This window comes from Carboxylicivirga marina (assembly GCF_016612505.1).
Classification (GTDB): domain Bacteria; phylum Bacteroidota; class Bacteroidia; order Bacteroidales; family Marinilabiliaceae; genus Carboxylicivirga; species Carboxylicivirga marina.
On record NZ_JAENRR010000054.1, the window covers coordinates 18,132 to 32,288 of the forward strand.

12 protein-coding genes are annotated in these 14,157 nt (G+C 37.6%); 8 read left to right on the forward strand and 4 right to left on the reverse strand.

Going from position 1 to position 14,157, the window contains the following annotated elements; all coding sequences use genetic code 11:
• Positions 1-331 precede the first annotated feature (331 nt).
• The 8 genes from JIV24_RS17445 to JIV24_RS17480 all read left to right on the forward strand — a co-directional run bounded on the left by JIV24_RS17445 (position 332) and on the right by JIV24_RS17480 (position 10,638).
• The gene (locus JIV24_RS17445) at positions 332-955 is read left to right on the forward strand and encodes a carbohydrate-binding family 9-like protein (RefSeq protein ID WP_200466358.1); all 624 of its coding nucleotides are present in this window, start codon (positions 332-334) and stop codon (positions 953-955) included.
• Between the two features lie 558 nt (positions 956-1,513).
• Positions 1,514-2,368 carry a toxin-antitoxin system YwqK family antitoxin gene (locus tag JIV24_RS17450; protein WP_200466359.1) on the forward strand — a complete coding sequence of 285 codons (855 nt, stop codon included), beginning with the start codon at positions 1,514-1,516 and terminating at the stop codon, positions 2,366-2,368.
• Position 2,369: 1 nt separating this feature from the next.
• Entirely contained in the window at positions 2,370-3,980 is a 1,611-nt protein-coding gene (locus JIV24_RS17455) for a S8 family peptidase (RefSeq protein WP_200466360.1), read from the forward strand.
• Positions 3,981-3,984: 4 nt separating this feature from the next.
• A complete protein-coding gene (gene xseA / locus JIV24_RS17460) occupies positions 3,985-5,370 on the forward strand; it encodes an exodeoxyribonuclease VII large subunit (protein ID WP_200466361.1) in 1,386 nt (461 codons plus the stop codon).
• A gap of 59 nt (positions 5,371-5,429) precedes the next feature.
• Positions 5,430-7,673, forward strand: a complete 2,244-nt coding sequence (locus JIV24_RS17465) for an ATP-binding protein (protein ID WP_200466362.1) — start codon at positions 5,430-5,432, stop codon at positions 7,671-7,673.
• 10 nt (positions 7,674-7,683) lie between these two features.
• A complete protein-coding gene (xseB, locus tag JIV24_RS17470; RefSeq protein ID WP_200466363.1) occupies positions 7,684-7,884 on the forward strand; it encodes an exodeoxyribonuclease VII small subunit in 201 nt (66 codons plus the stop codon).
• Between the two features lie 280 nt (positions 7,885-8,164).
• Entirely contained in the window at positions 8,165-9,280 is a 1,116-nt protein-coding gene (locus JIV24_RS17475) for a family 10 glycosylhydrolase (protein WP_200466364.1), read from the forward strand.
• Between the two features lie 317 nt (positions 9,281-9,597).
• Positions 9,598-10,638, forward strand: a complete 1,041-nt coding sequence (locus tag JIV24_RS17480) for a GMP reductase (protein WP_200466365.1) — start codon at positions 9,598-9,600, stop codon at positions 10,636-10,638.
• 276 nt (positions 10,639-10,914) lie between these two features.
• Here JIV24_RS17480 and JIV24_RS17485 read toward each other — a convergent pair whose 3' ends face one another.
• The 4 genes from JIV24_RS17485 to JIV24_RS17500 form a co-directional block, all read right to left on the reverse strand.
• A complete protein-coding gene (locus JIV24_RS17485) occupies positions 10,915-11,571 on the reverse strand; it encodes a class I SAM-dependent methyltransferase (RefSeq protein ID WP_200466366.1) in 657 nt (218 codons plus the stop codon).
• 28 nt (positions 11,572-11,599) lie between these two features.
• Complete coding sequence (locus tag JIV24_RS17490) at positions 11,600-12,373, reverse strand: NUDIX domain-containing protein (RefSeq protein WP_200466367.1); 774 nt, start codon at positions 12,371-12,373, stop codon at positions 11,600-11,602.
• A 386-nt stretch (positions 12,374-12,759) separates the two neighbouring features.
• On the reverse strand, positions 12,760-13,476 hold the full coding sequence (locus tag JIV24_RS17495) for a hypothetical protein (protein WP_200466368.1): 717 nt from the start codon (positions 13,474-13,476) through the stop codon (positions 12,760-12,762).
• A gap of 114 nt (positions 13,477-13,590) precedes the next feature.
• Complete coding sequence (locus tag JIV24_RS17500; RefSeq protein ID WP_200466369.1) at positions 13,591-14,121, reverse strand: DUF2806 domain-containing protein; 531 nt, start codon at positions 14,119-14,121, stop codon at positions 13,591-13,593.
• Between the last annotated feature and the right edge of the window lie 36 nt (positions 14,122-14,157).

Here is a 14,157-nt window from a genome sequence, read left to right on the forward strand (position 1 = left end):
ATTTTTATCGTTTGTCAATAGCGCCCTAATGATTAAAACACATCGATACACCCTGGAATTGACAATAAATAGAGATAATCAACTTAAAGGCACTCGTTTTTACAACTATGATGTTGACCCATACCAACTTAACAATTTGAGTTTTGATAAAAAGCCCCAATTGTTGAGCATTAATTGGTTGAATTAGCATCAGAACTAAAGAGAAGTAATGACCCGTTGTATCAAAATAAAGTGCTTGCTGATTGGATTAACTATAAAAAATAGACAAATTCACAGCGCATTTAAAATGTTAATCCATCAAGAAGTCATTTATTAATTACCACATCTTATTATGAAAAAGCTTGAAGTAGCAAAAGTTCAACACTCAAACAAAGGAGACATACTGTTTCCGAAGGTAACAAATACTATCAGTCATGATAACTGGAATTATCCTGTAGAAATGGATGTAAAGTTTGGCATTGCCTACGACGATAACAACCTGTATCTGCGTTACGAAGTCATGGAAGATCATCCTAAAGCGCAAAGTACCGTTGTAAATGGACCGGTTTGGGAAGATTCATGTGTAGAGTTTTTTATTGCTTTTGATAACAAAGGCTATTTCAACCTAGAGTTTAATTGTATTGGTAATAAACTTGTTGGGTACGGCACTAGTAATACCGATCGAAAATGGCTTAATGATGATTTGGTTAAAACAATTACCACCAAACCCACCTTAGGTACAAATTGCATCGACATAGCCAATACACCAACAAAATGGAGCATGGATATTATTATTCCTCAAGCTATTTTTGGAGAACATAAATCACTATTTACCAAAGGTCAAGTATTTAATGTAAACTTCTACAAATGTGGGGATAAACAAAAAGAACCACATTTCCTATCGTGGAATGCGATTGAAAATGAGACACCAAATTTTCATTTACCAGCATTTTTTGGTTCTATGGAACTGATCTAGCACACAACAATCACATCGATATAGTGCGTCATACACTTGTTAAATTAACAATAAGCGTTTGACGCATTTTTTATTTTCATATTAGCTTAAGTGAATCAGACTTAGTATTCATTAGTTGCTTGATTAATCTTTTGAAAGCCTCAGGTGTATCAATACTACATTGTAGGTTTTCTTTATTTCATATCTCTCATTGCAATAGTTTACTACTTGGTAAGCATCTTTATTATTTAAGCTATTAAAGTAATTCACCAGTGGTCACTAAAGATTAAAAAAAGTTCTTTGAAATTTTTTGTTAATCGTACTTTGACAGCGTGACGATTTGAATTGGATTATGGATTTTTTACATGCAAACAAGCAAACAAAGATGTAACCATTTGATTTTATGACCAACTAAATCCAAAAAAGTGAAGTAATTATCACTAATAGATAATTCTAAAGAAAGTCTCCTTTTCAAGGAGACTTTTTTTGTATTTTTGAAACCTGTTACTAAAATAGAAGTAACAGGTATAGAGCAAACGTTTTGCTTTACTAAAACAACTATCTTATAAAGTATTAAACATGAAATTGAAAATATTCTTTCTTTTTATATCACTTGTTTTTATTGTTCTGCCTACCACTGCACAAACCGATGTATTTGGCAATCGAATTCCCTCTAAAAAGAAAACAGCAGCACCAATCCCTGCACACTATAACCAAACCGATGCCAATGGTCTAAAACAAGGTCCATGGGAAAAAAGATATACCGACGGTAAAACCCTTTACAAGGCGACTTTCAAAAATAACAAGCCTGTTGGTAAATACACACGTTATTACCCCAATGGTAAAAAAAGTCTGGAAATTGTGTATGATGAAAATGGTGAATATGGCAAGGCCATCTTATTTAACGATGAGGGGCAGATGACATCTCAAGGACAGTATAAAGGACAATCTAAAATTGGAACCTGGACCTACTACACAACAAATGAAAGCATTCTGGCTACTGAAGAGTTTGTGGATGGCAAAGAACATGGCGATTACAAGGTTTACTATAGCAGTGGTGCGGTGGCTGAAAAGTTACAATGGCAAAACGGTCTAAAACATGGCGATTGGTTAAAGTATTTTGAAGATGGCTCACCTCTTCTCAAAGCACAGCATGTAAATGGCAAATTAGAAGGTAAATACCTTTATTATTATAAAAATGGCCAGCTGGAAATCGACGCCAATTACAAAGAGGATAAAGAGGATGGCAAATGGACTTTTCATCATGCCGATGGTAAGACAAATTATGTCTTAAAATATAAAAATGGGACTTTGCTCAACCCTGAAGTGTTGGATGAAAGACGTGCCTTAGAACAGGCTGAATTTGAGAAACGTAAGGATTCATTGAAAGACCCGGAAAAAATGAGAAATAATCCGGAACAATTTCTGCGATAGTATGAAACACATTTTAGCCATATTGTTGATTAGTGTGATAGCTCAAGGCGTGTTCGCACAAAATGGCTATTTCGTTTCATTTTCCGATAAAAGCAATTCGCCCTATTCAATCGAACGCCCAAAAGAGTTTCTTTCAACCCGCTCCATCGAAAGACGAGAAAGACAGAACATTCAGATTACAGAAGAAGATCTACCAGTAAATCCAGCTTACCTGGATAGCTTAAAAAAGGCAGGAATTGATGTGCGACATGCAACAAAATGGCTGAATGGTGCCATTGTTTTCAGTACCAACAAATCATTAATGGATACCTTAGCCAGGGTAACATTCGTTGATGCGGTTGAGATTACAAAACCATCATCAAGCAGTCGTTCGGAACAAAAATTTGAACAATTGTATCCTGGCCTTAAAAGCGAACTTAAGTCGTTATATGGGGATGCCTGGTCACAGATACAGACTGTAAATGGCCAAAAACTTCATCAACTTGGCTATAAAGGCAATGATATACACATTGCTGTTATCGATGCCGGGTTTTATAAAACCGATGAGCTTCCTCTCTTTGAACACCTATGGAATAACAATCAAATTATTGGAACAAAAGACTTTGTTAATCCTGTTTCCAATATTTTTAACGAGCATTCGCATGGCATGAGCGTGTTATCCATTATGGGAGGAAAAGCAGATAAGGAATACCTCGGCACTGCACCGGAAGCGTCTTATTGGTTATTACGCACCGAAGATGCCAGCTCTGAACACCCCATAGAACCTGACTATTGGATTTGCGCCGCCGAATTTGCCGATAGTGCAGGTGTTGATATCATCAATACTTCTTTAGGTTACTACGAGTTTGATGCACCCTCAACCAGCTACAGTTATGATGATGATATGGATGGCTCAACACGAATTTCAAGAGCATCTGACATTGCGGCATCAAAAGGCATGTTAATCATCACCAGTGCAGGTAATGAAGGCAATGATACCTGGCGATACATTGGCGCTCCGGCCGATGCCCAAAACTGCATAGCAGTTGGAGCCATGCTGCCAGACAGCACTAAAGCCGTTTTTTCATCATTTGGCCCCACTTCAAATGGGCGCACAAAGCCGGAGATTACCTGCCAAGGCGTATCGGTTGCAGTGCAAGGTTCGTCGGGAAGCATATATAAAGGGAATGGCACATCATTTTCTGCGCCTGTAATAAGTGGATTAGCGGCCTGTTTGTGGCAAGCACTACCTCTTAAAACGGCAACTGAAATCAGGCAACTAATTATTGATAGTGGACATCAATCAAGCAATCCGAATAATGAGCTTGGCTATGGAATACCCAACTTTGAACTGGCCTATCATGTTGACATACCTGAGAATGAGGTAGCAGAAAAAAAGTGGAAGGTTGGGCCTAACCCTTTTAGAAATGAGTTAAGGTTGACAGCTAAATCAAACATGGATGTGACAGTCTCCATTGTAGACTTAACCGGCCGACTTAAGTACCAGCAACAGCATGTTAATGGCAAACAAATCGTTATCAACAAAGTAGCACAATTTACTGAAGGCATTTATATTGTTACCATCAAAAGCAAACACTTTCATCAACATGTTAAAGTGATAAAAAGTTACTAATCCTATGGCCCAAGACCACCTCAGTCTCCATGAACTCAACCAGAATATTAAGGAGCAGATTAACGATGCCTTTCCTTCGACTTATTGGGTTATTGCCGAAATTAGTGAAATCAGAACAGTCAGAAGTGGTCACTGTTATCTTGAGCTGATTGAAAAAGATGAAGCAAGTAACCAAGTTCTGGCTAAAGCAAGAGCCACCATTTGGGCCTTTACCTACCGAATGCTAAAACCTTATTTTGAGACCACCACCAAACAAGAACTAACATCTGGGTTAAAGGTATTGGTAAAGGTAAGTATCGAGTTTCAGGAGGTATATGGTTTTAGCCTTAACGTTAAAGACATTGACCCTACATTTACATTGGGTGATATTGCCCGCCGTAAACTGGAAGTCATCAAGCAATTGGAAGATGATGGTGTAATGAACATGAATAAAGAGGTCAATTTAGCAGAAGTACCTCAAACCATAGCCGTTATCTCATCTCCTACTGCAGCTGGTTATGAAGATTTTGTCAATCAATTAGCAAATAACACCGAAAACTATAAGGTATATCACAAACTGTTTCCGGCCATAATGCAGGGCGATGAGGCGGAAGCATCCATAATAGCTGCGCTGGATCGTATCTATGAGTATGAAGCCATTTTTGATGCCGTTGTGTTGATTCGCGGAGGCGGCTCTACAGCTGACCTGATGTGCTTCGATAACTATGAACTGGCTCTTAATATTTCTCAGTTTCCGTTACCGGTTCTTACTGGTATAGGTCACGAACGTGATGAGTCGGTAGCCGACATGGTGGCGCATACCCGATTAAAAACACCAACTGCCGTGGCTGAATTCCTTATCGATCGAATTGATGCCTTTGATGCTTATCTTTTAGACTTAAAAGAACAATTTACCACTTCGACCAAGCAACTTATCAATGACGAAATACATCGCTTCGAAGTGGCTGCACTTCAATTTGAACCCTTGGTCAAAAGGATTATTAATCAAAAGAAACAGTACCAACTGGATGCTGCACAACGGCTGGATTTCTCTGTCAAAAACTATTTTCAAAAACAACAAAGCTTTTTCACACACGTTAAAGAATCCATTCATTACCTCACGCAAAAGCAAGTTAGAAGCGGCCTACAGCAACAACGATTTATTACAACCCGCTTAAAACTTGAGGTGAGTGCTTTCTTAAAAAATAAAAAGCAAAGCATTGAATTAGCAAAGCGAACAAATGAATTATGCGATCCTAAAAACATTCTGGAACGCGGATATTCCATCACCTATAAAGGTGAACAGCTTGTCAAAAATCTGACTTCCATATCAGTTGGTGATCAGATCAGAACCAAAACCAAATACGGTAAAATAATCAGTACTGTTGAAAAAATAACGCCTGTAAAATAGCATTATGTGCCTCTCTTTTTATATTTTGTGCTAAGTTTTATAAGCCTTAGCACATTTCGATGACAACCAAACTCAATCTACAAAAGTACAACATCATTTTCTGGTGCTTTATTGCTTTTACCTTTATTGGGAGCAATTGTATTGCACAAAAGCAAACAGATAAAGCCCGGCACGAAGCATACCAACTGATACGTAATGCCGAAGAAGCAAGTTCCACTGATGATGCTATTTCTTATTGTGAACAGGCCATTACCAGTCTTTCTGCATCTGATGAAAAGCATATTCAATTTGACATACATCAGCAAGTTGGTATTATACTTTACAACAAGCAACAATACAACAGTGCCAATGAGAAGTTCAACAAAGCGCTTAGCTTTAAATCATCCATATCTGACAAGAATGAAATTGGTGTTGTTGAAGGTTATCTGGGTTGGATAGAAAGTGACAGAAGTCAATACATAAAGGCTATAAAACATTTTACTAAAGCCTTGAGTATCTATAAAAGCACTAACAACCAGGAAAAGCAGGGCAATACATACAACAGCCTAGGAGCCATGCATTGGTACACTCGCAACTATGCACTGGCACTCGAAAACTTTGATCATGTTCTGAAATTAGGTGAACAAACAGACAACTCTGAACTGATAAGAAAAGGACTGACAAACAAAGGGGTTATTTTAAACACACTTGCTCAGTACGATGAAGCTTTAAAATGCTTTGAAAGAGCACTGGAGATTAACCAATTAGATGGCAACTCAAAAAGCAGAGCGGTATTATTGAATAACATTGGTAACATCAATACCGAATTAAATCACCAACAGGTAGCCTTAAGTAATTACCGAGAGGCATTGAACATATACACCAAATTAGGTGACAAAAAGGGTATCAGCAATTGCTACAATAATCTGGGTGAAGTATATCTTGAGTTGGGCAATATTTTACAGGCGCTTGAGAATTACCAGATTTCACTGTCCATTCTAAAAGAAGAAGGTGATAGTGCCAACATTGCAACGTCTTATCTGAATATAGGGCGTGCTCACCAAACAGGTAAACAGTACAGTAAGGCCATATCTTACTTCGAAAAGGCCTTAAAGCTGATGCTAAGCTTTGACGATCCTTCCTTAAAAGCTGAAACTTATCTGCATTTGGGTCAAACATTAATGATTAACAAGCATTATGACCAGGCACAAGAGTATCTGCTAAAAGCTGTTGAGCTGGCAAAGTCGCTTGAAGAAAAACCCCTGCAGGCACAAGCATACAATAGTTTATCTGAATGGCATAGTCTGCAAGGTGATTATGAAAAGGCCTTAAATTACAAAAGTGAATATGCCGACCTTAAAGATGACATCACCGATGAACAGGCCATGCTTAGCAGTGCACGCATGGAAGCAGTATATAAACTACTTCAGAAAGAAGAGCAAATATCTATTTTAGAGCAGGATAACATTCACAAAACCGAGAGTTTGGAGCTTGCTAAAAATAGTCGAACAATATACCTGCTGGTAGCTGGTTTGCTATTTATTCTTTTGCTTATTCTAATTCTGACATTCCAGATTCGCAAAAAATCAGAACGACTACTAACCGAGAAAAACAACGAGCTTAAGCAGCTAAACAATACCAAAGACAAGTTCTTCTCCATTATTGCGCATGATCTGAAGAGCCCCTTCAGTTCGCTAATGGGGTTTGCCGAAATGCTGGCTCTTAATGCCGAAAATAAAGACACTAAAGAAGTGGTTCAATATTCGCAGATTATTCATAATTCAACCAAACGCTTGCTTGGCTTGGTCGAAAACCTGTTACAATGGTCGCGCACACAAATTGGCACCACTGAATATAAACCAAGTCAGATAGACATTTCAATACAAACACATAATATCGTTTCTCTGCTTCGACTAAATGCCGAAGAAAAAGACATTGTTATAAGCCCAAAGATAGAACGTAACCTGGTGGCCTGGGCCGATGAAAACCTGTATAACACCATCCTCAGAAATCTCATCAGTAATGCCATTAAGTTTTCGCGCATTGGTAGTGTTATTTATGTAACTGCCGGCGTTAAAAATAATATGATTGAAATTTCTGTCGCTGATTCGGGCGTTGGTATTCGCCAGGAAAACCTTGAGAAATTGTTTATGGTCGATTCCACCTTTAGTACCAAAGGCACTTTAAATGAAAAAGGAACCGGCTTGGGCTTAGTACTGTGTAAAGAGTTTGTTGAAATTAACAAAGGAAGCATTTGGGCAGAAAGTGAACTAGAGAAAGGCAGCACATTTTATTTTACTATACCTTTGCTAAGCGAAAAATAGACTGAATACAATGACAAAAAAGAAGCTTACCTACAACGATGCCGTTAGTGAAATTGAAGAGATTTTACAGCAAATTGAAAATGAAGAACTAGATGTTGATGATTTATCAGCCAAAGTAAAACGAGTGAGTGCTTTAATTAAGACTTGCAAAGACAAGCTTCATAAAACGGAGGCTGAAGTTGAGAAAATTCTTAATGACATCGATGGATAATAACCCGAGGTTGATTATAATTTAAACAGCTCAGATTTTAATCTTCTTCAGAATGATATATCTAATACATTCGTCTATTCAACAGTGAACAGCACAAAAGGCATGTTAATATTTCTTACCCATATGTTCAGTCAAAGCGGCTCATAATTACCAAAGAAAGAATGTAAACACATTTGAACATACGGCCACACAAAGCACTGAACATCATATGCAAGCTTAAAAGGATGCAATTAATTTTGTAGTTATTAATTCATAGAGATAACTTAAAATTATATTTTCCATGGTACGTATTCTATCAGTTATACTTGCATTAACCATTCTCGCTCCGGTATGGGCCAAAAAACCTACAGGTAATAAATACTCTAAAGTATACAGCGAAAAAAAATTCTATTTTTCGGGATGGGGCGAACCTAAAAAAGGTGATGAAGCTGAACAGTTAGCCACACTTAAAAAATGGGCCGATGCCGGTATTACCGACTTGTTACCCGGTGCAGGAAATGAAAGATTAAAAGAGCTTATCCGTTTGGGTGGTAATTACAACATCAGAATACATGCCTGGCACTGGATGATGAATGTTGGTGGCAATGAAGTGTGTCGCCAGAACCCAGAGTGGTATAGCATAAATGCACTCGGGCAAAGTTGCAATGAGTACAACCCTTACGTAGGATATTATAATTTCTTAAGCCCATTTTCAGAAGGGGCCAGAGAATATATTAAGAAAGGCGTTAGGGAGAAGGCGAAAATAGAAGGCTTGGCCTCGGTTCACTTCGATTACATTCGTTATGTTGATGTGGTGCTGGGTAATAACCTGCAAAAGAAATACCCCTATAAAGGTGGTGAGTTAAAACAAGATCGCCTATTGCCCGATTATGACTTTGGCTATCACCCGAATGCTCGCAAACAGTATAAAGAGATATTTGGGATAGACCCGATAGACATGGAAGATAAAGAAGAAAATGCCGCCTGGCAGCAATTTCGTATGAATGCCATTTCATCATTAGTAGAAGAATGTATTGACATTTGCCACGAGGAAGGAACAGCCGCTTCGGCAGCAGTATTTCCATTTCCGCAACTAGCCCGTGAATATGTTCGTCAGGATTGGGGACGCTGGAATCTGGATTATTTCTTTCCGATAGTTTACAAAAACGACCACGATGGCAATGTTGGCTGGGTTGGTTTTGCAACCAATGAGGGCATGAAAGAGATGAAAGAAGGTAAACATTTATTTACCGGCATCCTGGTAGGGCATTACGGCGAAAACTACGATGAATTTGAACAGGCCATAATTGCAGCTTATGAAAATGGTGCGCGAGGAGTCACTTTTTTCGAGATCGGTTCTTTGAATGATAAACATTGGGCCATCGTTAAAAAATTAAACGAACGTTATAATAAATAATGGCATCATAAGTGATGGCTCAAAATGCCTGATTGCATTGAGAAATAATAATCAAACACTATAAACAGAGAGGTTATCAGACTGATAGCCTCTTTTGTTTTTTTCAGCCTCCTGCCTCAAAAATAGTTGCCGAATAACGGTCTCGAGTATAGTCAACACTTCACAATAAGGATAAACCAGCATTATCAATACAAGTAATAAACTGAACAACACCACATTCAGTTAATCATTGTTAATCTTTTACCACATAAAATATTCATTTGCATTATTTGGTAGTATTCATGTATCTTTGTCCGTAATCAAAAAAACATAGTAAAATGAGAGTAGAATACGACATTAAGTTAGGATTCAAAGATGTCATGTTCAGACCCAAACGTTCTACATTAAAGAGTAGATCTCAAGTTAGTTTGCAACGTACATTTAAATTTATGCATACCAGTATCGAATGGACTGGCGTACCTATTATGGCGGCCAATATGGATACTGTTGGTACATTTGAAATGGCAATTAAACTAGCCGAGAAAGATATGTTTACAGCCATTCATAAACACTATTCGTTAGATGAGTGGAATGCTTTTTTGAGCAATGCACCAGAAGGTATTGAAAACAACATAGCTGTAAGTACTGGTACTGGCGAAAATGATTTAGACAAGGTGAAAGCAATTATTAATACCAATACACACCTTAAGTTTATCTGTATCGACGTGGCCAACGGTTACTCAGAACATTTTGTAGCTTTTGTAAAAAAAGCACGTGAGTTATTTCCCGATAAAGTGATAATGGCAGGTAATGTTGTTACCGGCGAAATGGTAGAAGAGCTACTTTTAGCAGGTGCCGATATTATTAAAGTAGGTATCGGACCGGGTTCGGTATGTACCACACGTGTTAAAACAGGTGTAGGTTACCCACAACTTTCAGCCATTGTTGAATGTGCCGATGCTGCGCATGGTTTAGGCGGTCAGATTATTAGTGATGGCGGTTGTGCCATTCCTGGTGATGTAGCTAAAGCCTTTGGTGCAGGTGCCGACTTTGTGATGTTAGGCGGTATGTTAGCTGGTCATGATGAGAGCGGCGGCCAGGTAGTTGAAAAAGACGGAAAGAAATACAAGCAATTCTATGGCATGAGCTCAGCTACTGCTATGGATAAGCATGCCGGTGGTGTTGCCAACTACCGTGCCAGCGAAGGCAAAACGGTGCAGGTAGAATACCGCGGACCTGTAGAGTCAACGGTGCAAGATATCCTTGGTGGTGTGCGTAGTACTTGTACTTATGTGGGGGCTTCTCAATTAAAGGAATTGACCAAGCGTACTACTTTTATTCGCGTTGCCGAACAAGAAAACCGCGTTTACACGAAGTAATTCGATTAGACATATAGATAGAGAAAGCCGCTTTTGTAAGCGGCTTTTTTGTTTTAACCAGCAATATCAATGTCGTTTAGTTAAGAAATTATATAATCTTGAATGAATAGTACACAATCCAACTTCTTTCCCCCTTCGCCTCCGGCACTTCCCCACGGGGAAGATTTGATTAGCAGTTTGGTATAAATGCATAAACAACAAGCTGTGCACTTGGGGAGCTACCCGTAGGGTTGAGGGGGATTTTTACCCTTAACTAAACGGCATTGTAATTCGGGTTTAATAGAAGCTAATCCTATTGGCTTTATTTCTTTTGTTTTTAAAGCTACAAAATACAAAGCTTTGAACGGTATCAAATGGGGTTTGATGTTCCACCTCAATGCATTTAATTTTCTCGAAATATGCGCTCAGGTGTTTTGTCATCGAGACTTCTGAATATTGCTTTATATTAATCCCACTGCACTTATTGGGTCCTTGTTCTGAAAAAGTACCGATCACTAAAACACCATTGGCGGTCAGACTGGCTTGTGCGGTATTTAAATAGTTGGCAATATCATCTGCTTCAGTCAGAAAATGAAAAGCGGCTCTGTCGTGCCAAAAATCGTAAGACTGACTTGGCACAAAGGAAGCTGCATCAGCTACTATCCACTTAACACGGTCAGCTTTATTTCCCAGGCGTTTTTTAGCTCGTTCAATCGCGTTGGCCGAAATATCAAGCACTGTAACATCACGATAACCCAAATCCAAAAGGTGGTCAACCAAAAAACTATCTCCTCCGCCAATATCAATAATACTGGCCGACAGGGAAACATTGAATTGCTTCAGAAAGTTTAACGATGTTTCGGGTACCGGTTGATACCAGCTTACCTCTTCTACATTCTTGGTTTCATACACCTTATCCCAATGTTTCTTTCGGTCAAATCCTTCCATCTTCATGTATAATTTAGCGTTTTGAGTGCTTAATTTATAAAAACATTTCTCCCGGAATGCGTAACTCTATTTCCTGTTCGGTTAGTTTTAAACAGGTATTGCCGATTGCTGCTCGTACCACTTTCTTATTGTAGTTATTCACCTCATCGTCACTCAAAAATTCATCCACACTCATCCAACGCGCTTCCAGAATTTCATCGGCATCATTAATGCTTATTTCATCGTTTATTACCTTTGCTGTGCAAACAAAGTAAAGGTTCGATTCGCCAAACTGACCGGCGTTAAAATGACCAATATTCATAATAGACTCCAACTCTACCTCCACGCCTGTTTCCTCCAATACCTCCCGTTTTAAAGCCACTTTTATCGATTCATTTTTATCAATATGACCTCCAGGTAATTTATAGCCCGGCGAAAACCGGTCTTTAATAGCCAATAGCTTTTCATTGTGAAACACTACCGCCCCCACACCAACAATGTAGTTGCGACTGGTGGGAATATAAGCACCTTCAATAAGTGGTTTAACCATTGTCACACTCTTTTCATCGCAATGATGAAACTCAAAACCCAGCTTTGCAAGTACAGGAATAAAGTCTGATTGCTCAATAGCAACTTTTGACCATAGGAGCTTTTTACCCTTAAGGCCTTGCATTAAGTGCAGTAAATCCTTTTCTAAATCAATGGCTGTAGCAGGATAACTCGATTCATCTATCGTTATTCCCTGGTATCGGTCTTCGCTGGTCGTTAACATGGCTGTAATCGTTAATAAGGACAATAATAATGCTTTCTGCTCAACTAGCAAGTACATTGTTTATTTTGAACAGTTGGCTGCAGGGCGTCGTGAGGGATTGTAACCTTACAAACCTCCAAAAACTCTCTGAGCCAAATCTTTTATTTGTTTTTATCTTTTCTAAAGCCAAATCAAAGATTTGGCGGTGTTCATTTACCCAACTTAATTTCCAATCTCTCACGAACGCCAATTGCTTTATACTAGCGTGTTGTGGGGTCGTATTTTTTATTGAACAAGTTCCCCATTGTTATAATATTCTATTTTATTCAGTGTATGGTCAGGATTATAAATTAACCATTTTCCAATCTTAATCTGCTCATAAATTGTCTTTTTCCCAGTAGAAGTAATCTCGGTATAAACCGTTTTTAATCCAGGTTTTCTGCGATTGTTGGCACACGTTATTTTTATGTCAGATTCTTACGTATTTTATCCAAATCTGTCTTGTCAAAGAGGTCTTTTAAAATATATATTCTTTGAAATACGTTTATTCTTAAAATTAGAAACAAATCATTTTCATTAAGCTTTTTAATTTTTGAATTCGGAATATGTCGTAGACCTCTTTTGTCCTTGAAAAATAATCCTTGGTGAGAAATGCTTAAATGAAGTTCTTTTCCATAGCCATAAGTTTGGATATAATTTCCAAATGCATGCAAAATACTAAATGCTATCATTCCTAAAGCCATTGCTGCAATCATGGTTAGTACATTAACCATATTAAACGGTTCTAAAAAGCTCTTGTCCTGAAATTGAGGTAAAACAATAATGCCTATGAAAAGATAAAATATTGGTTCTTTAAAAGTATTATTGAAAGAGATTTTAAATACTTTCAAGAAATCCATTTTAATAGTAAAACCTAATTCAAAATCTGATATGTCATAATATTTTTCATGCCTCTTTTTATTTTCCTTTTTCAAGGCATTTAAATTGTCAATTAGAGTAGATAACAAAGTAGCAATTATTAAGGTCATCCAAATTAGAGTCTTTATATATATCGTTCCTAATTTCTCAAAATCAAGTCCTATAGTAAATTGCCCCCAAATCATTAATGAAGAAAAAATTACCACTATAATCATGGCTACAATTAATATACCTATCAACAATAGTCTTTTTAATCTATTCATTTAAATCTCTATTAGATAATTGTTAAGCTATGTGATTTAATGTGTGCCAACATCTGCCTCAATCTAAAGCGTATGCAAGCAACGCTTTATTGAGGGCTAATTGTTGGCATTTCGTTATTTCTTTTCTTCTGCTGCCTTTTGTTTTCTTTCTTGGTCAACTTCTTGGTCTGTTAATGGAACATCAATTAAATTTGTATACCTAATTTGTCCGTTTGGTAATTCTGCCAAGATTTGTCCATACTTTATTGAGCCATTTATTCGATTTATCTTTGTTGCTAGGAGCTGAATATAATCCAATTCAGGTGTTGATTTCACAAGTTTAAGTAGTTCTTGTCCAATTTTTGTAAATACTAAAATAGATAAAGGAAGTTCAGGTTTATTTTCTAATTTTTCGAAAAGAACAATTTTATCTCCAACTAGAAATACTTCCTGCGCTTTCGTGTTTTCTGTTTTAGGAATTTTAAACGATAAATCATTAGCTGTTATAAAGCCAAGTTCCTCTAATAATAATCTGTCAGGAAAAAAAAGTTGATACTTTTCTTCGAGTAATTTTTCATTCTTGAAATTTAGAATAAAGGATACGCCACTTGATTTGATTGCCAATGTGTTTTTAACCGCTTTAAAAACTGGACCACTTTGTAGCACATGAAAAGTGAAACAAAATGGTAGAAGAAATCATTA

Coding starts and splice junctions, on each gene's coding strand:
- JIV24_RS17445 (WP_200466358.1), top strand. CDS start 332: ATGAAAAAGCTTGAAGTAGCAAAAGTTCAACACTCAAACAAAGGAGAC.
- JIV24_RS17450 (WP_200466359.1), top strand. CDS start 1,514: ATGAAATTGAAAATATTCTTTCTTTTTATATCACTTGTTTTTATTGTT.
- JIV24_RS17455 (WP_200466360.1), top strand. CDS start 2,370: ATGAAACACATTTTAGCCATATTGTTGATTAGTGTGATAGCTCAAGGC.
- xseA (WP_200466361.1), top strand. CDS start 3,985: ATGGCCCAAGACCACCTCAGTCTCCATGAACTCAACCAGAATATTAAG.
- JIV24_RS17465 (WP_200466362.1), top strand. CDS start 5,430: ATGACAACCAAACTCAATCTACAAAAGTACAACATCATTTTCTGGTGC.
- xseB (WP_200466363.1), top strand. CDS start 7,684: ATGACAAAAAAGAAGCTTACCTACAACGATGCCGTTAGTGAAATTGAA.
- JIV24_RS17475 (WP_200466364.1), top strand. CDS start 8,165: ATGGTACGTATTCTATCAGTTATACTTGCATTAACCATTCTCGCTCCG.
- JIV24_RS17480 (WP_200466365.1), top strand. CDS start 9,598: ATGAGAGTAGAATACGACATTAAGTTAGGATTCAAAGATGTCATGTTC.
- JIV24_RS17485 (WP_200466366.1), bottom strand. CDS start 11,571: ATGAAGATGGAAGGATTTGACCGAAAGAAACATTGGGATAAGGTGTAT.
- JIV24_RS17490 (WP_200466367.1), bottom strand. CDS start 12,373: ATGTACTTGCTAGTTGAGCAGAAAGCATTATTATTGTCCTTATTAACG.
- JIV24_RS17495 (WP_200466368.1), bottom strand. CDS start 13,476: ATGAATAGATTAAAAAGACTATTGTTGATAGGTATATTAATTGTAGCC.